16 protein-coding genes are annotated in these 16,617 nt (G+C 70.7%); 7 read left to right on the top strand and 9 right to left on the bottom strand.

What is annotated here, in order from left to right; all coding sequences use genetic code 11:
- Window positions 1-264 precede the first annotated feature (264 nt).
- The 3 genes from Ate02nite_RS16745 (at window position 265) to Ate02nite_RS16735 (ending at window position 3,033) form a co-directional block, all read left to right on the top strand.
- On the top strand, window positions 265-876 hold the full coding sequence (locus Ate02nite_RS16745; RefSeq protein ID WP_203806386.1) for a winged helix-turn-helix domain-containing protein: 612 nt from the start codon (window positions 265-267) through the stop codon (window positions 874-876).
- Between the two features lie 49 nt (window positions 877-925).
- On the top strand, window positions 926-1,567 hold the full coding sequence (locus Ate02nite_RS16740) for a winged helix-turn-helix domain-containing protein (RefSeq protein WP_203806384.1): 642 nt from the start codon (window positions 926-928) through the stop codon (window positions 1,565-1,567).
- Window positions 1,568-1,914: 347 nt separating this feature from the next.
- The gene (locus tag Ate02nite_RS16735; RefSeq protein WP_203806382.1) at window positions 1,915-3,033 is read left to right on the top strand and encodes an NHL repeat-containing protein; all 1,119 of its coding nucleotides are present in this window, start codon (window positions 1,915-1,917) and stop codon (window positions 3,031-3,033) included.
- 247 nt (window positions 3,034-3,280) lie between these two features.
- On the opposite strand, the gene Ate02nite_RS16730 is transcribed toward Ate02nite_RS16735, so the two are convergent.
- Window positions 3,281-4,333: a phytanoyl-CoA dioxygenase family protein gene (locus tag Ate02nite_RS16730; protein WP_203806380.1), complete on the bottom strand. Its 1,053-nt coding sequence runs from the start codon at window positions 4,331-4,333 to the stop codon at window positions 3,281-3,283.
- A gap of 73 nt (window positions 4,334-4,406) precedes the next feature.
- Between Ate02nite_RS16730 and Ate02nite_RS16725 the strand changes: the two genes are divergently transcribed.
- Window positions 4,407-5,432, top strand: coding sequence for a LacI family DNA-binding transcriptional regulator (locus Ate02nite_RS16725; protein WP_239147461.1), 1,026 nt, complete (start codon window positions 4,407-4,409; stop codon window positions 5,430-5,432).
- Window positions 5,433-5,444: 12 nt separating this feature from the next.
- Here Ate02nite_RS16725 and Ate02nite_RS16720 read toward each other — a convergent pair whose 3' ends face one another.
- Complete coding sequence (locus Ate02nite_RS16720; protein ID WP_203806378.1) at window positions 5,445-6,443, bottom strand: Acg family FMN-binding oxidoreductase; 999 nt, start codon at window positions 6,441-6,443, stop codon at window positions 5,445-5,447.
- Between the two features lie 154 nt (window positions 6,444-6,597).
- Between Ate02nite_RS16720 and Ate02nite_RS16715 the strand changes: the two genes are divergently transcribed.
- On the top strand, window positions 6,598-7,569 hold the full coding sequence (locus Ate02nite_RS16715; protein ID WP_203806376.1) for an Acg family FMN-binding oxidoreductase: 972 nt from the start codon (window positions 6,598-6,600) through the stop codon (window positions 7,567-7,569).
- Window positions 7,570-7,593: 24 nt separating this feature from the next.
- Here the strand turns inward: Ate02nite_RS16715 and Ate02nite_RS16710 are convergent, their stop codons facing one another.
- Window positions 7,594-7,896, bottom strand: coding sequence for a hypothetical protein (locus Ate02nite_RS16710; RefSeq protein ID WP_203806373.1), 303 nt, complete (start codon window positions 7,894-7,896; stop codon window positions 7,594-7,596).
- Window positions 7,897-7,940: 44 nt separating this feature from the next.
- On the opposite strand from Ate02nite_RS16710, the gene Ate02nite_RS16705 reads away from it, so the two are divergent.
- The gene (locus Ate02nite_RS16705; protein WP_203806371.1) at window positions 7,941-8,339 is read left to right on the top strand and encodes an MmcQ/YjbR family DNA-binding protein; all 399 of its coding nucleotides are present in this window, start codon (window positions 7,941-7,943) and stop codon (window positions 8,337-8,339) included.
- Here Ate02nite_RS16705 and Ate02nite_RS16700 read toward each other — a convergent pair.
- Genes Ate02nite_RS16700 through Ate02nite_RS16690 form a run of 3 tightly spaced genes read right to left on the bottom strand, consistent with a single transcriptional unit; the run spans window position 8,334 to window position 12,797 of the window.
- Complete coding sequence (locus Ate02nite_RS16700; protein ID WP_203806369.1) at window positions 8,334-8,996, bottom strand: Type 1 glutamine amidotransferase-like domain-containing protein; 663 nt, start codon at window positions 8,994-8,996, stop codon at window positions 8,334-8,336. The genes Ate02nite_RS16705 and Ate02nite_RS16700 overlap by 6 nt on opposite strands.
- A gap of 22 nt (window positions 8,997-9,018) precedes the next feature.
- Window positions 9,019-10,698: a substrate-binding domain-containing protein gene (locus Ate02nite_RS16695; protein WP_239147460.1), complete on the bottom strand. Its 1,680-nt coding sequence runs from the start codon at window positions 10,696-10,698 to the stop codon at window positions 9,019-9,021.
- 53 nt (window positions 10,699-10,751) lie between these two features.
- Window positions 10,752-12,797 (bottom strand): sensor histidine kinase, encoded by a 2,046-nt coding sequence (locus Ate02nite_RS16690; protein WP_203806367.1) that lies wholly within the window; start codon window positions 12,795-12,797, stop codon window positions 10,752-10,754.
- Between the two features lie 149 nt (window positions 12,798-12,946).
- Here Ate02nite_RS16690 and Ate02nite_RS16685 point away from each other — a divergent pair, with 149 nt between their 5' ends.
- Window positions 12,947-13,771 (top strand): alpha/beta fold hydrolase, encoded by an 825-nt coding sequence (locus tag Ate02nite_RS16685; protein ID WP_203806365.1) that lies wholly within the window; start codon window positions 12,947-12,949, stop codon window positions 13,769-13,771.
- Window positions 13,772-13,811: 40 nt separating this feature from the next.
- Here Ate02nite_RS16685 and Ate02nite_RS16680 read toward each other — a convergent pair whose 3' ends face one another.
- The 3 genes from Ate02nite_RS16680 to Ate02nite_RS16670 are packed head-to-tail and all read right to left on the bottom strand — an operon-like array spanning window position 13,812 to window position 16,306.
- On the bottom strand, window positions 13,812-13,973 hold the full coding sequence (locus Ate02nite_RS16680; RefSeq protein ID WP_203806363.1) for a hypothetical protein: 162 nt from the start codon (window positions 13,971-13,973) through the stop codon (window positions 13,812-13,814).
- 60 nt (window positions 13,974-14,033) lie between these two features.
- Complete coding sequence (locus Ate02nite_RS16675) at window positions 14,034-15,338, bottom strand: right-handed parallel beta-helix repeat-containing protein (protein ID WP_203806361.1); 1,305 nt, start codon at window positions 15,336-15,338, stop codon at window positions 14,034-14,036.
- Between the two features lie 2 nt (window positions 15,339-15,340).
- Window positions 15,341-16,306 carry a rhamnogalacturonan acetylesterase gene (locus tag Ate02nite_RS16670; RefSeq protein WP_203806359.1) on the bottom strand — a complete coding sequence of 322 codons (966 nt, stop codon included), beginning with the start codon at window positions 16,304-16,306 and terminating at the stop codon, window positions 15,341-15,343.
- Window positions 16,307-16,617 lie beyond the last annotated feature (311 nt).

The following is a 16,617-nucleotide window of genomic DNA, read 5'->3' as shown; positions in this document are numbered from 1 at the left end:
TCCCGCCGGTGGGGGTGCCGGTCGGAGCCGGCGCCGGCACCCCCTCAACCGGCCTCAGCCGGTGATCCTTTTCGGGCAACCCAGTGCAACAAATGGCCACCGATTTGCATTGCCCTAACCGCATTAAAATCTGCCACCATAAATATCCAGCAGTCAACGAATTCCATTTGCAGATTTGTTGCAGAATCGATCGATTTTACCTGCGTCGATGCGCGGCGCACCCGCTGTCCGTTGCCCCGCCTCGATCAGCGTGACCATTGTCGTATGACTATGCGGTCGTTCGCGCGTCGGCGGCAGAACACGTCCCGGTTGCTTCCGCTTCTGCGCTCGCCTCTGCTCGGGGAGCTGATGGCGTGGATCTGCCTGCACCCGGAGATGAACTACTCGCTGGCCGAGCTGGCTCGTCGGTTCAACGTCTCGCAGTCGGCCATCGGCAAGGAGGCCGACCGGCTCGCTGAGGCGGGGCTGGTCCGCTCCGAGTGGCGGGGCAACCTGCGCCTGCTGCGGGCCGAACCGTCCAATCCGCTCGCGCGGCCGCTTACCGAACTGCTGGCCTTGACCTACGGGCCGATCGCGGTGCTGGCCGACCTGTTGCCGGCGGTGCCGGGCGTGGTCGAGGCCTATCTGTACGGGTCGTGGGCGGCCCACTACGCCGGCGAGCCGGGCCCGCCACCGCCGGACGTCCACGTGCTGGTGGTGGGTGACGCCGACGGCGCGGAGCTGGCCGGCGCGGCCGACCTCGCGGAACGCCAGCTGGGCCGGGCGGTGCACCTCTACCAGGTATCCAGCATGGAATGGCGCTGGCCGGAGCGGGACCCGTTCCTGATGTCGGTGCGTTCCAGTCCGGCCTACGCCCTCGTCGGCGCACCCCGCTGACCGGGGTTCGGATCTGATGCCTTGGGTTGCCCCATGACAAGATGCTCCCATGACTACCGCCGTTGACGCCTCCTTGCGCGTCCTGCAAGGTAGTGTGCAGAACATGCAAGCTAGGTCTCGGCTTCTTCCGCTGTTGCGCTCGCCATTGCTCGGCGAGCTGTTGGCCTGGATTTACCTGCACCCCGAGGAGAGTTCCTCGGTGGCTGAGCTCGCCCGCCGGTTCAAGGTGTCCCAGTCAACCGTCAGCCGGGAGGCCGATCGACTCGCCGAGGCCGGCCTCATCCAGACCGAGCGGCGCGGAAATATGCGCCTGCTGCGGGCCGACCTCACCGGTCCGCTTGCCCGGCCGCTCACGGAACTCCTGGCGCTTACCTACGGTCCGTCGGCCGTCCTCGCGGACCTGCTCCCGGCACTGCCCGGTGTGGCGGAGGCCTACATCTACGGCTCGTGGGCGGCCCGCTATTCAGGCGAGCCCGGGCCGCCGCCGCATGACGTCGACGTGCTCGTGGTGGGTGACGTCGACGACGACGATTTGGCCGACGCGGCCCGCGACGCCGAAAGGCGCCTCGGCCGGGAGGTGAACGTCCACCGCGTCTCGGTCGCGAGCTGGCGCTCCGCCGACGATCCGTTTCTGACATCGGTGCGGTCCCGTCCGACCTACGCCATCGTCGAGCCGGGAGATCCGCGGTGAGGTGGCGGTTGTACGACGCCGCGCGGAAGGCACTCGTCGCGGTTCTGGAGAACCAGGGTGTGCGGGCTACCAGCCGGGGCGGGCACATCGCGGTGCGCGATGCGGTGTCAGCCCAACTGGACCCTCCGTTGGGTAGCGTCCTGCGTCCCTTCGATCGGCTCCTCGCGGCGGCGCAATCAGGTCGAATATCCCCATGCGGATGCGCCGGCCGCCCGCGCCGACGAGGTCGAACGCGATGTTCCGAAAGTTGAGGAGATCATTGTCGTGGCCGCCAAGGTGCTGGACGAGATGAGCCCACTCTGAGCGGGGCGGCGGGTTGGGAACGGGCGGTGTAGGGTCCCGGACCCGTGAGGCGTTGGGCTGGGGTGGGTGCGGCTCTGGTGCTGGTGGTGGGGCTGCTCGATGGTTGTGGAATTCCGGTTCGGGAGGGTGACTGCCCAGGCGGTGACATCACGCCGGTCACGGCCGTCGCGGCGTCCCGGCCGCCGGCTGCGGTGGGTGCTCTCTGGGTCGCTGACGGGAGCGGGGCCGTGCGGCGGATCGACGGGCGCACCGGGGAAGCCACCGCTACGGTCGCCGTCGCCGGGGTCGATCCGAGGATGGTGCCTGCGCTTGTCGCTGGGGGCGGGCGGCTGTGGGTCTACCGGTTCGACACCGGGGCGGTTGCGCTGATCGATCCGGCTCGCGGGGTCGTTGCCGGGCGGGCCACCGTCAAACCGGTTACACCGCTGATCGACAACCGGGTCCTGTACGCCTACGGGGCGCTGTGGATTGTTCAGCCTGGGCGGCTTTGGCGGATCACTGTGGACGGCAAGGTCAGTGGGACTGCGCTGCCGGACGGGTTTCAGCCGTGGGCGGCGGTCGCTACCGAGCACTGGTTGTGGCTGGCCTCGGGGAAACGGCTGCTGCGGGTCGACCCGGCTGATCCGGCCGATGTCGCCGAGCTTGCGCTTCCGCAGAGTGCTGGGGAGCTCTCGTACGCCGGTGGCGGCCTTTACGTCACCGGGATCAACTCGGCGGTGGTGCATCGGCTCGACCCGGTTACCGGGGCGGTGGTCGGGCAGACTCGGCTGCGGGACGACGAGCTGGCGTTGTCGCTGGCCGGGGAATGGGCGATGGGGAACTGCGGCAACGTGGTCCGGCTTACCGACGGGCTCAGCGTGCGGGTTTCAGAGGTCTCGCAGGACCTTCCGTCGGTGATGGCGCTCGGGGATCTCTGGGTCGGTGACGAGATCGCCTCTGAGGTTGTGCGGATCGATGGGGCTAGCGGGGAGGTCCGGGCTCGGATGCCGGTTGCGGCCGCCGACCCGGACGATCCCGCCTTCGGGCTGCTCGCGGGGAAGGCGAGCGTGTGGGTGGTGGACGGTGGGGTGTCCCGGGTCGACGCCGGACGCAACCAAGTTGCCCGGATCCTGGCGGCGCCGATCGGCGCCGGTGGCGCCGGCTTAACGGTCGCCGCGTTCTAGAAGCCACAGCGGGGCGCGGGTGCCGCAGCAGGCGCAGCGGGCGCACGCCCGCGGTCACGGGCCGGGCCGTGCGGGTGCCGCCGCGCGGGGTGCGGCGGGGCCGGGGGCTGCGGCACGCGGCGTGAGGGGGCAGTGGGCCGGCGTTGGGGGTCGGGCCCGCCCGGCGGGGGCGCGCGGAGGGTGAGTTTCGCTCAGCGGGACCGGGTGGCACGGGACTGGTCCTACGGCGTACTGAAAAAGGGTTGAACTAACCGGCCAGCGACTTTCGCAGCAGGTCGGCCTGGGTTGGTGGGGCCAGGCCGTCTATCGGCTGGTCGTGGTCCAGGTCGGCGGGGAAGGCGTAGCCCTCGGCGGCGGCCGCGATTACGTTTTCCACCCGGCCGGGGAAGGTGCGCAGCACCGGATACAGCGCCTGGACCATCGCGGTGCGGTCCACCTTTTCCATCGCTCGGCCGAAGGCCGACGACACCTGCAGGAGGTTGGCCATCCGGCGCACGTCGGCGGAATGGTTGGTGCCGGCGCCGTGGAAGACGGCGGGGTTGAAGAAGGCGGCGTCGCCCTTGGACAGGGGGAGCTGCACGCGGTGGGATTCGAAGTACTCGGTGAACTCGGGGCGGTGGTACGCCACGTAGCCGGCGGGATATTTCTGGGAATGCGGCAGGTAGAGCGTCGGGCCGGTCTCCAAGGGCATGTCCACGTGTGCCACCGCGCCCTGCAGGGTCAGCAGGGGGGACAGCGCGTGGATGTGCGCGGGGTAGCGCAGTGCCTGGTCCTGGGACATGAAGCCCAGGTGGTAGTCACGGTGGGCGGTCTGGGCCACGCCGCCGGGGTTGACCACGTTGATCTGGGAGGTCACCTGGTAGCCGGTGCCCAGCCAGGCCTGGCAGATCAGGGCCAGGGTGTCGTTGTCGTAGTAGTCGGCGAACGCGGCCGGATCACGCAGCGCGAACTTGTCCAGCGCGCCCCACACCCGGTCGTTGGCGCCGGGCTTGGCGAAGTGGTCGCCGCCGGTCACGCCGGCCGCCCGCTGCTCGACGATCATGTCGGTGAACACGGCGGTGGCCCGGTCGACCACCTCGGGGGCGAACGCTCCGCGGAAGACCACGATGCCGGGGCCGTCCATCAGGGCGCGGGCCAGTTCGGACTGGATCTCCCGGGTGTTCGGCAGGTCGCCGGGGTAGATCAGCACGCCGTCCACGACGTCGCGGGCGTGCGGGTAGTCGGCGATTTCCGTTTTCTGCTCGCAGACTGTCCGGAATTCCTCCAGGTCGCAGTCCGCGGCGGTGAACCAGGTTGTCATGCCGTCACGCTAGGTCGCATCGAGGCATCGAAGAGCCTTGAGAAACCCTCAAAACCCCATCATGGTGGTACGGGTGAAGCACGCTTTCCGCATCCGGGACATCGCCGCCCAGTCCGGTCTCAGCGAGGCCACCGTGGACCGGGTCCTGCACGGGCGCGCCGGCGTGCGGGAGAGCACGGTCGACGAGGTGCGGCAGGCCATCGCCGAGCTCGACCGGCAGCGAACCCAGGTGCGGCTCGGTGGGCGGACGTTCATGGTGGATGTGGTCGTGCAGGCGCCGCCGCGGTTCTCGGCGGCGATCCGGGCCGCCCTCGAGGCCGAGCTGCCGGGGCTGCGACCGGCGGTGTTCCGGGCCCGGTTTCATCTGCTCGACTCGGCGTCGCCGGCCGAGGTGGTGGCGGTGCTCGACCGGGTCGGCCGGGCCCGGACGCACGGCGTGATCGTCAAGGCGCCGGACGTGCCGGAGATCGTCGCGGCCACCCGCCGGCTCAGCGCGCCGCTTGTCACCCTGGTGACCGACCTGCCGGGCAGCCCGCGCATCACCTATGTGGGCATCGACAACCGGGCGGCCGGGGCGACCGCCGGCTATCTCCTCCAGCACTGGCTGGGCGACCGCTCCGGCGACGTGCTGGTGGTGCGCGGGCATGGCTCGTTCCGCGGGGAGGACGAGCGGGAGGCGGGTTTCCGCGCCGAGCTGGCCGGGGGAGCGGCCCGCCGGGTGCTCGAGGTGGTCGACGCCGAGGACCGGGCCGACGCGGTCGGCGCCGGCATCCGCGAGGTGCTGACCGGGCACCCGTCGGTGCGGGCGATCTATTCGCTGTACGCCGGGGCCGGCGGGAACGCGGCCGTCGTCGCCGCGTTCGCCGCGCAGGGCCGGGCCTACGACGTGTTCGTGGCGCACGACCTGGACGGGGAGAACACCGCGCTGCTGCGGGAACGGAAGCTGTCGGCGGTGCTGCACCACGACCTGCGTGGCGACCTGCGCCGGGCCTGCCACGCGATCATGCAGGCGCAGGGCGTGCTGCCGGGACCGGTGCGCACCAACCCGTCCGCCGTTCAAGTGATCACCCCGCACAACGCGCCTCCGGTCGAATTTTGATCGGCCTTCTGATCAGCTCAGGATGCGGATGGTCTCGCGGGTCTCCCGGCGTGGTGACGGCGGCGGGGCCTCGCCGGAGTCGGGATAGCCGAGCCGGACGATCAGGTAGGGGTCGGCGTCGGCGGCCAGCAACCGGCGCAGCAGCCGGCGTGGCCACGGGACCTCGACGGCCTCGCTGATCGGGGCGGTCGCGATGCCCTCGGCGGTGGCCTGCAGCAGCACCGCCGACAGCGCCTCGCCGCCGCGCAGCAGGTGAAGCGGGTGGTCGTCGGTGCCGGCCAGGATGACGTAGCTGGCGGCCTCGTCGCCGCCCGGACCGGCGGTCAGGCCGGGGGTGCCGCCGGGCAGGAAGTTGCGGGACGGGACCCGGCGCATGGCCGGGCGCACCACGGTGGACGGCGGGATGCCGTCGCCGGTCCAGGCCGGGCGGTGGGTCCAGCGGGTGAGCTCGCTGCGGAAGGCGGGACTGAAGTATTCGACGTCGGCGGCCTCGTCGACCGCGACCGACAGTTCCGGCACCCGCTCGTCGGGCACCTCGTGCAGCTGGCTGCCCTCGGCCTCGGCCAGCTCGGCCAGGCGGGCGAGGGCGGCGGGCGGCACCCGGCGGTCACCGTAGGCCCGGCGGTCGGTGCGGCGGCGGATGATCGCCTCGGCCAGCGTCGCGGCGGTGGGATCGGGGCCGGGGTAGCCGGTGAGCTGGATGCGGGCCAGCAGGTCGGGTTTTCGCGCGTCGGGAAGCCGTTCGACGTCGGCGCTCCAGCCCGCGGCGGCCAGCGCGACCCGGGCGTGGTGCAGGGCGGCGCCGCAGCTGATCAGCAGCAGGCGGCCCTCGGCGTCGGTCACGGCCAGGCGCCGGGTCGGGTCGGCGGAGAGCTCCATGACGTGACCGCTTATCCGCCACACCCACGGCTGGGTGTTGAACACCGAGGGAGCACGCAGCGACGCGCGGGCGGCGGCCTCGAGGGCGTCACGCGCCTCGAGGTGCGGCAGCAGGTTGACGGGAGCACTCATGGATCGAGGTTGTCAGTTCGGCGTCGGGGCCGGGCAGGGCCATTGGTCCCTGCCGGGCGGGACGTGGCGCGTGCAACTGTGCCGAATGTGTGCGACGGCGCCCAAGGCCTGGTTGAATCGGACAGGTGCGCGTACTGAGCTGGAGAGGATTCTCATGACCGCCGAGAACGACCGCCGCCCGGCCCTCCGGCAAGCCGCGGACGCCGCCCGGTACGCCCCCTCGATCCACAACACCCAGCCCTGGAAATGGACCGTTCACCCGGACCGGCTGGAGCTGCACGCGGTCACCGACCGGCAGCTGACCGTCCAGGACCCGGACGGCCACATGCTGCTGCTCAGCTGCGGCGCCGCGCTGCACCACGCCCGGCTCGCGCTGGAGGCAGCCGGCTGGCAGAGCCGCGTCGAGCGGCCGGCCGGCGACCCGCTCGCGGTGCTCTACCCGACCGAGCACGGCGAGCCCGCCCCGGCCGCGGTCGAGCGGTTCGAGCAGCTCAAGGCCCGGCACACCGACCGGCGGACGGTCCGCGACACCCCGCTGGACGCCAAGGTGCTCGACGACCTGGTCGCCGCCACCGAGCAGGAGGACACCCGGCTGCACCTGATCACCCGCGACCAGGTCATCGACCTCGCGGTGATCGTCGAGCGGGCGCAGAAGACCGAGACCTCGGACGAGCGCCTGCAGCAGGAGATCTCCGAGTGGGTGGGCGGCGAGCGCACCGACGGCACCGGCATCCCGGCCGCCAACCTGCCGGCCGGCCTGCCGCTGACCACCGTCGCCGAGCGTGACTTCGGCCAGGCCGGCACCCTGGCGGCCGGCGACGGGCACGACACCGCCGCCACCTACGCGGTGCTCTACGGCACCGGGGACGAGCGGGAGGAATGGCTGCGGGCCGGCGAGGCGCTCAACGCGCTGTGGCTGGCCGCGACCGCGCACGGCGCCGGCCTGCTGCCGCTGAGCAGCCCGATCGAGGTCGGTTACACCCGCCACGAACTGCGCCGGATCATCGGCGACCTGGGCGCGCCCTACCTGGTGGTGCGGCTGGGCAACCTCGACGACGCGGGCGTGCGCCCGGCCAAGACCCCGCGCCTGCCGGTCGACCAGGTCATCGACGACGTGGCGTCCTGAACGGCCGGATAAAGGCCGGGCCGGTTATTCGGTGGCCATCCGGATCAGGGCATTGCCGCCCAGCAGCAGCACGTCGGCGCCGGCCACCAGGGCCATGCTCAGCTGAAGTCGGCGGGTGGCGACCTCGGGGTCGGCGCTGATCATGCCCCGGACCGCGAAGACGACCGCGGCCAGCACCAGCGGGATGCCACCCACCAGCAGGAAGCCGACCTGCGACGGGGTGTTGCCGCCGAGCACCAGCAGGGTCACCATCGTCGCCGGGAGCAGGCCGAAGAACACCACGGCGAGGCCGGCGTACCACCGCAGCGGCCGAATCGAGTCAGTCATCGGCTCGATCCTAACTTCGGGCCGGCACGCGTTACTGTCGGGCCATGTCCGGCCCTGGAGATGTGCCCCCGGAGATCCTGGAGCGGCTGCGCCCGATCGGTGCGCGGCTGCCCGAGGCGTACGAGGAACCGGCCTGGATCGGTGTCCGCTGGCGGATCCGCAGCCGGACGATCGCGCATGTCTACACGCCGGACCCGGACCGGTCCCCGGCTTACGCCCGGCATCTGGTCGACGGCGAGATGCCGGCCGTGCTGACCTTCCGGGTGCCCCTCGACGACCTGCTCGGCCTGATCGCCGGCGATTTCCCCTACTTCAAGGCCCCGTGGGGCGGCGACGTCGCCTGCGCCGTCCTCGGTGACCACACCGACTGGAGCGAGATCGCCGAGCTGCTCACCGACAGCTACTGCCTGATGGCCCCGAAGTTCCTCATCGCCCGGCTATGAGTCGAACCGGGTCCACTTTCCCTCGGAGATCACCTCGGTGGTGCCGCCGGCGACCTTGATGGCCGTCTGCTCGTCGATGGCGTAGGACGGGACGCCGAGGCCGGCCGCCCAGCGCTGCGCGTCGGCCAGGGTGTTGGTCGGGAACAGGTCCAGGTGCGGGAAGATCGAGAAGTCGACGACGCCCAGGGTGCGGTCGTCCGGCGCGGCCGCCCACTCGACGAAGTAGTCGCCGATCCGCGGCGTCATCACCATGCTCCCGGCGCTGATGCCCACCCAGACCGTGTCGGGCAGCGACGGCAGCAGATCGGCCAGCCCGGACTCGCGCATCCAGTGCGCCAGGTAGGTCGCGTCGCCGCCGTCGACCAGGAGCACGTCGGCCTCCCGGACCCAGGGGACCCAGCGCTCGGCGCCGATGGTGGGCAGCGCGGTGAGCTCGAGGACGCCGAGCGACGCCCAGCCCAGGCCGGTCAGGTGGCGGTGAGTGGAGTCGGCGGCGATCAGGCCGCGCACTCCGGCCGGACCGCACATCGGATGCCCCCACTGGGCGGTCGGGACGACCAGGGCGTGGGACTCGGCTATCGGCTTGCCGAGCAGCTCCACCAGGGCCGCGTGGATGCTGGGGTTGGTGACGCCGCCGGACGTGAGCAACAGCTTCAAGATGTCTCCCCGTGGTCTCGGTCTACGCGCCCTTGCGGCTGGCGATGGCCTCCAGGAAGATCTCGCCGATCTTGGCCGGGTCGGTGGCGATGTAGACCCCGCCGGAGCCGGCCGCCTTGGTGATGGCCTCCAGGCGTTCGCGGTGGATCGCGGTGCCCATGCCGATGATAATCAGCCGGATCGGGCGCTTCGGGTCGCGGAGCTTGGTCAGCTTGGCGACGGTCTCGTCGCTGGTCAGACCGTCCGGGTTGTCGTTGTCGCCGTCGGTGTAGATGACCACCGAGTTGGACACCCCGGGCTGCCAGCCGTCCTGGACCCGCTGGTAGGCGGCCACTGCGGTGTCGTACAGGCCGGTGTCGCCGCCGTCCTTCGGGACGATCTTGTTGATCGCGGTGTCCATTTCGTCGCGGTGCCCGGCGCAGGAGAGGATCGGCAGGTTCTCCACCCAGGGGCGTTTGCCCGCCATGTTGGTGGAGAACGTCCAGTTGCCCACCGACCAGCGGTCGTCCAGCAGCGCCAGGCCCTGCCGGGCCACTGCCTGTGTCACCTGGGCCCGGGTCAGTCCGCCGGCGGTGGGGACCTTGGCCTTCATCGAGCCGGACACGTCGAAGACGGCCAGCATGCGGCCGGGCTGGGTGATCGCCGTCCAGCTGCCGAGCAGCTGGCTGATGGTGGTGGCGGCGTTCTTCGGGCTCGGTGGGGGTGGCACCAGCGCCGGGGCACCGGTGGGCGTGGTGAAACCGGCTGCGCCGTTGGGTCCGCGGACTCCGGCCTTCGCCAGTTCGGTGGTGAAGGCGGCGGCTTTGAGGGCCTCGCGCAGGGCCACCGCGGCCGCTGCCTTCTGCGGGTCCACCCCGGGCATCACCGCGAACGGGTAGTCCAGGACCACCGACGCCGGGCTCGGGTAGAGCGCGGCCAGCTCGGTGTCCGGGCGGCCGGCGTTGTAGGCGATGACGTCCGCCTCGGACAGTGGGGCCAGGCCGACGCTGGTGCCGAACTTCTGCAGCATGTCGCCGCGGATGCTGGAACTGTTGGCCGACAGGGCGCGCATCACCCCGACCCGCAGGGCGCCGCCGGTGGTGCCGGTGCCGGCCGCGGCGGCGAAGGCGAGCAGGCCGCCCAGGCCGGTCGCGTCGCGGGCCGGGTCGACGGTTCCGGCCCGCAGCGTCTTGTCGGTGGCCACCTTCTTGGCCAGGTCGGCCATCTTCGGTGCGCTCGCCGGCCAGCCGAACCCGGCGGCCGACGGCTGGGGCACGGCCAGGACGATCGGGCTCTGGGCGATCGAGCCGAGCACGGCCGGCTGGAAGCCGGGCGCCTCCGAGGCGATCCGCAGCAGCCAGGTGCTGGAGTCCGGGATCCAGGCGTCGGCGTCGGTCGCGGCGGGCAGCTCCTTGGCGCCGACACCGGCCAGGTTGACGCCGTGCCGGCCACCGACCGCGGCGGCCGTGTCGGCCGGGTCGGCGGCGGTCACGGTGACCGTCACGCAGGTGTCGTCCTTCGCCGACCACGCGGCGGCGACCGTGCGCACGGCCGGCGCGATCTCGGTGGCGGCGGCCACCTTCAAGGACTCCGGGGCGGTGCAGTCCTTACCGGAGAACTCGTGGAAGCCGGCCCAGGCACCGCCCGTGACCACGGCCAGGGCGACCGCCGCGGCGGTGACGACGAGGCCGGTGCGCTGAAGTTGCCGATGACGTCCGGGCATCGGGCCATCTTGATCGTGACGGTCGGATTTCTCACCAGCGGTGCAGATAGTTTTCAGATAGCGCCAACCGGGTCGGCGGTGTGAACTCTCGGAACGGTGAGTACGAAGACGGCTCCGCTGGGTTGATTCGGCTCGTAGGTGACGTCCAGGCCGCCCGCCTGGGCGAGCTGTCGTACCAGGTAGAGGCCGAGGCCGGTGCCGGCCTGGGTGGTGGCGACGCCGGAGCCGGCCCGGGCGAACCGGTCGAACAGGTGGGGCACGAAGTCGGCCGGCACGCCCTCGCCGTGGTCGGCTACCCGGACCGCCACCTGTTCCCCGGCGTTCAGCACGGTCACCTCGATCGGCGGGCGGCCGTACTTGGTGGCGTTGGTGAGCAGGTTGCCGAGGATCAGCTGGAGCTGGGCGGCGTCGGCCAGGCCGGTCGTCTCGTCCGGGGCGATCACCGAGATCGGGGTGCCGGCGCTGATGTGGTGGGCGGCCACCGCCTCGCGGGCCGCCTCCGAGAGGTCGATACGCACCGGATGGGCGAGCATCGCGCCCGCGTCGAACTGGGCCAGCATCAGGATGTCGGTGACCAGGTCGTTGGCCCGGTGCCCGCCCGCGGTCATCCGCTGCACGTAGTTGAGCCGGGTGTGCCCGGGGATGCCGGCCCACTCCTCCTGCAGCAGACCACCCAGCCCGACGATCTTGGCAAGAGGCTGGCGTACGTCGTGCCCGAGCATCGCCATGACGTCGGCCAGGTGGGTGTTGGCGTCCTGCAACTCGGCCGATCGGCGGGCGAGCTCGGCCCGGTTGTGTTCGCGTTCGCGTTCCAGGGCGCTGCGCTCGGTGGTGTCGACGATCTGGGTGGCGAAGTACTGCGGCCGGTCGTCCTCGTCGCGCAGCACGGCGGTGGTGATCGACGCCTCGATGACCTGGCCGTCCGGTCGTACGTACCGTTTCTCCAGGTCGAAGCCGTCGCTCCGGCCATCCAGACAATCCTGCATCGGTTCGGCCGTCCGGCCGGCGTCCTCGGGATGGGTGAAGTCCTCGATCGGGCGGCCGAGCACCTGCTGCTCGGTGCGCCCGAAGATCTGGCAGGCGGCTGGGTTGATCCGCAGGCAGCGGTTCTGAATGTCGGTCAGCAGCATGCCGCTGCGCGAGCCGTCGAACACCTTGCGGAACCGGCGCTCGCTGAACAGCAGGTCACGCCGGCTGGTGCGGGCCCGCCCGGCGGCCAGCACGACGGCCAGGCCGACAAGCGCGGCCCCGCCGAGCGCGGCCCGCCCGGCGATCTCGTTGTCGATGAGCGAGGCGAACAGTACGTCCTCCGGCACGGTCGCGGAGAGCCGCCAGGGTGCTCCGTCGATGGCGCCGGATGAGTACCGCCACCACTTCCCGCCGGCCCGGTAACGGCCGTTCGGCCCCTGGTCCAGGGCGGTGGCCAGCGGGCCGTTCTGGGCGGCGAGCGTGGGGTCGGCGATGTCGAACGTGTCGGTGGCCGCGGCGATGCTGCCGGCGGTGTCCACGATCTGCACCCGCGCGCCGGTGAGCGAGAGCGCGGTGGTGAAGTAAACGGCGAGCGGGCTGGCCCGGACCGGGATGGCACCGGCAAACACTCGCCGCCCCGACGTGGTCTCGAACGGCACCGCGAACCCGACCATCGGGACGCCCCGCGTGGCGCTGCGCACGACCTGCGACACCGCCGTCTGACCCTGCAGCGCGGTTCTCAGATAGTCATAGCGGGCGGACAGGTCCTGGCCGACCAGCGATGGTTCGGCCGGATAGTTCTGGATCACCCGCCCGCGGGAGTCGAGCAGCGCGGCGGCCGGATAGCCCAGGCCGCCGACGAGGCGAGTGAACTCGCGTGCGGAGACGACCGGATCGGTCAACGCGGTCTCGGCCTGCACCCGCTCGCTCAGGATCTGCTGGCCGACGACGCTGGTCATGAAGGTGCCCAGCACGCTCACGCCGCCGTCGAAGCGCTCGGCCACGGCCTGGCGGCTGTGCCTCTGCTGCCACAGCAGCACGCCGGTCCCCACTGCTACCAGCACGAGCCACACGAGCAGCGGCACGACCACCGGCCGCCACGAGAGCCGGAGGCTGCGTGGTACCCGCATACCCAATAGTCGGCATTCTTCGGTTCGATCTGAGCGGGCTGGCAGCTTGCTGAAAACTCCGCATCTTGTGACGTTCATCCTCGGTCCGGCGCCCGGTTGTCACAAAACTGTTTAACTGGCCGAGCGAGCAAAACCATCGGAGGTTACGCATGGGCTACATCACCACGAACGACGGCGTCGAGATCTTCTACAAGGACTGGGGCACCGGTCAGCCGATCGTTTTCAGCCACGGGTGGCCACTGTCGTCCGACGACTGGGACGCCCAGTTGATGTTCTTCCTGGCGAACGGCTACCGGGTCATCGCTCATGACCGGCGTGGTCACGGCCGGTCGACCCAGGTCGGCGACGGTCACGACATGGACCACTACGCCGACGACCTGGCCGCGCTCACCGCGCACCTGGACCTGCACGACGCGATCCACGTCGGGCACTCCACCGGCGGTGGCGAGGTCGCGCACTACATCGCCCGGCACGGCGAGAGCCGGGTGGCCCGGGGTGTGCTGATCAGCGCGGTTCCGCCGCTGATGCTGCAGACCGAGGCCAACCCGGGCGGGCTGCCGAAGAAGGTCTTCGACGACATCCAGCTCCAGGTGGCGACGAACCGGTCCGGGTTCTACCGGGACCTGCCGTCGACCGCGTTCTACAACTTCAACCGGCCGGGTGTCGAACCGGTCGAGGCGATCATCCAGAACTGGTGGCGCCAGGGCATGATGGGCGGCGCCAAGGCGCACTACGACGGCGTCGTGGCGTTCTCGCAGACCGACTTCACCGAGGACCTCAAGAAGATCTCGGTGCCGGTGCTGGTCATGCACGGCGACGACGACCAGGTCGTGCCGTACGCCGACTCGGCCCCGCTCTCCGCCGAGCTGGTGCAGAACGGGACGCTCAAGACGTACGCCGGTTTCCCGCACGGGATGCCCACGACGCACGCCGACACCATCAACGCCGACCTGCTGGCCTGGCTGAAGTCCTGATCGCGGCGGGGTGCCGGCCCGTCCGGCACCCCACGCTCGGTCAGGCCGTGGCCGGCCCGCGGACCGAGCGGCGGGTGGCGCCCACCGTCGCGGAGGCGGTCAGTGCTACCGCGATCGCGACGATTGCGGCGTACGCCAGGAGGTTTTGGTCTGGCCAGAGGCGGTCCGCCCGGGCCGAGCCGAACGGGATGATGGTGAACATCGCGGCCAGGGTGCAGTGTCACGGTGGCAGACGGGGACTGCCACCGTGACAAGCCGTCGATCAGGGGGTTTCGAAGGCGCCCAGGTCGGGGGCCGAGCCGTTGTAGGGCAGGCCGACGTTGACGCCCTTGTTGATCAGGGTGCTGCCGCCGGCCAGGTGCAGCGAGGTCAGGGCGGGCAGGCTGCCGTCGGACTGGCGGGACACCTCCCAGCCGGTGGTGGCGACGCTCTGGAACTGGCTGTTGGACATGGTGACGCTCAGGTTCCACGAGTTGTTCGCGACGCTCGTACCGCTCATGTTGGCGGTGAGCGTTCCGCCGTACGCGATGTTGTTCTTGAGGTTTCCGAGGCCGACCGCAGCCCCGCTGGAGTTGATCCCCAGCATGTTGTAATCCGTGCCGTTGCTGTAGCTGGTGTTGTTGATGAAGTCGCTGGCCACGGTGTGGTGGTTGGCGTAGAAACCGGCGGCCCGGTTGAGGAACGCCACCGACTGCCGCACGGTGTGCTTGACGCCGCCGGAGACGTACACCCCGCCGTAACCGCCGGCCTTGAAGCCGTTGCCGTCCTGCGCCGCCGTGGTGGTCTGCGGCAGGTAACCGTTGCGCCAGGCCCACGAGTTCTCGATGGTCACCGACGAGTACGCGTTGATCAGGTCGAAGCCGTCGTCGGTGTTCCACCAGGCCCGGCAGCCGCGGAAGACGTTGCCCGGCTTGCCGGCCGGGACGTGCGCGCCGAAGCCGTCGGCGTTGGTGCCGGCCCCCGACGAGCTGTACGGGTCGTAGTTGTCGTGCGAGTCCGAGTTGAGCACCAGGTTGTTGCTGCCGTTCGCGATGAACAGCCCCGGCCCCATGTTGTTGTGCGTGTTGAGCTTCTCGAACGTGTTGCTGCTGCCGGAGATCCAGACCCCCCACGACTCGTGGTTGAGACTGTTGTTCTGGCGTACACCGACGATCTCGAAACCGCGCAGCGTGATCGAGCTGCCGGTGACGTCGAAGCCCTTGATCCGGCAGTTGACCCCGGTCATCCCGGCGAAGTTGAACTGCACCTTCTCGGCCGGGTAGTTGGCGTAGACGATGCCGCTCTTGCTCAGCGTGATCGCGTCGACCACCGCGGTCTGCGACGAGCAGCTGGTGGTCGCGGTGGTGTAGCTGTAGGTCCCGGCCCGGAAGTAGACGGTGTCGCCGGACGCGGCCGTGCTCTGCGCCTTCGCGATCGACTTGAACGGTGCCGACAGGGTGCCGGCGGCGCTGTCGCTGCCGCTGGGGGAGACGTAGTAGGTGCTGGCCGCGGACGCGTTACCGGCGACGGCGACGATTCCGGCGGCACCCGCCAGGAGCGCGACGGCGAGAAAGATACGGGTTTTCATGGTTACCTCAGGCTGTCGATCACGAGCTCGGCCATCTTCGTGGCGCCGTACTCGGAGAAGTGGGTGTTGTCGTTGACCCCGTCGGTGGCCAGGGTCAGGTAGAGCCGGCTCGATTCGGCCGGGCCCAGGCTTTCGACCAGCGCTTCGCTCTTGGCGGTCAGGTCGATGAGCGGCACGCCTTCGGTGGCGGCGACCGCGCGCATCTCGGCCGGCAGGTCCACGCCGAGCGAGTTGATGTGCAGGGCGGTGGGGGTCAGCTCGGTTCCGGAGAACAACCGCCGGACGGTTGGCGTGACCAAAATCGGAAAACCTTGCTTTGCCCGTACGCCGTTGATCAGTGCCGTGAGATCGGCCCGGAAGTTTTCTGCTGTGGTGGCCTTGTCGTTGTGCCCGAACTGGATCAGCACCGGGTCACCGGGCGCGATCAGCGGCTGCATGGTCGGGAACAGCGCCGGGTCGGCGAGGAAGCTGCCCGCGCTCTCCCCGGAGTCGGCGTAGTTGGCGACCACGATCCCGCGCGGCGCCCACTGCGTGATCATCTGGCCCCAGCCGGTGTACGGCGCGGTCGGCTGATCGCAGACCGTGGAGTCACCGGCCAGGTAGACGACCCGGGCCTTCCGCGCCGGTTTCACGGTCACCCGGCTGACGGCGGGGGTGGTGCCGTCGAAGGTGAGCGTCAGGCCGGGCGTGCCGGTGCCGCCCTGCCCGGTGGGCTGGCCCTCGGGTTCGCGGACGTTGACGGTCGCGCTGCGGGTGCCGGCCTCGCCCGGGGTGAAGATCCGGCGGCGGGCCTCGACGGCGAGCCCGGTCCCGGCGCCGATCGTCGCGGTGATGTCGTAGTTGCCCGGCGCGACGTCGTAGTGGCAGACGATCGGGGCGGTGCCGGTGCAGGCGGCGGGTGCCGCGTCGGCCGCCGCCGGGGCGACCAGGGCGACGGCCGCGCAGGTGACACAGGCGAGCCAGGACATGCCTCACTCCTTTGGTACGCACCGCAGGAGTGGGCCGATGGTGGGGGTCGGCTCGGCGGAAGGTTGCCCCCGAAGCTATATATCGAGATCTATGGATGTCAAACCGGCTTGGCGCCGATCTCCTCGGCCTCCGGACTCGACTGGTGCTTGCTTCGCAAGGCCGACCTCCTCCGGCGCCACGCAGGCGGTCCTCTCGCCCTCCTTTTCGGATACGGCGGGCTCGGGCGGTGGCCGGCGTCTTGGGCCGGGCCCGCCCGGATGCGGGCGCGCGGAGGGCGAGTGCCGGCCAGCGGGACCGAGTGTCGCGGGAC

Source organism: Paractinoplanes tereljensis (assembly GCF_016862435.1).
GTDB classification, from domain to species: domain Bacteria; phylum Actinomycetota; class Actinomycetes; order Mycobacteriales; family Micromonosporaceae; genus Actinoplanes; species Actinoplanes tereljensis.
Note: the sequence above shows the minus strand (reverse complement) of the source record. Positions and strands in the feature narration are given on the sequence as shown.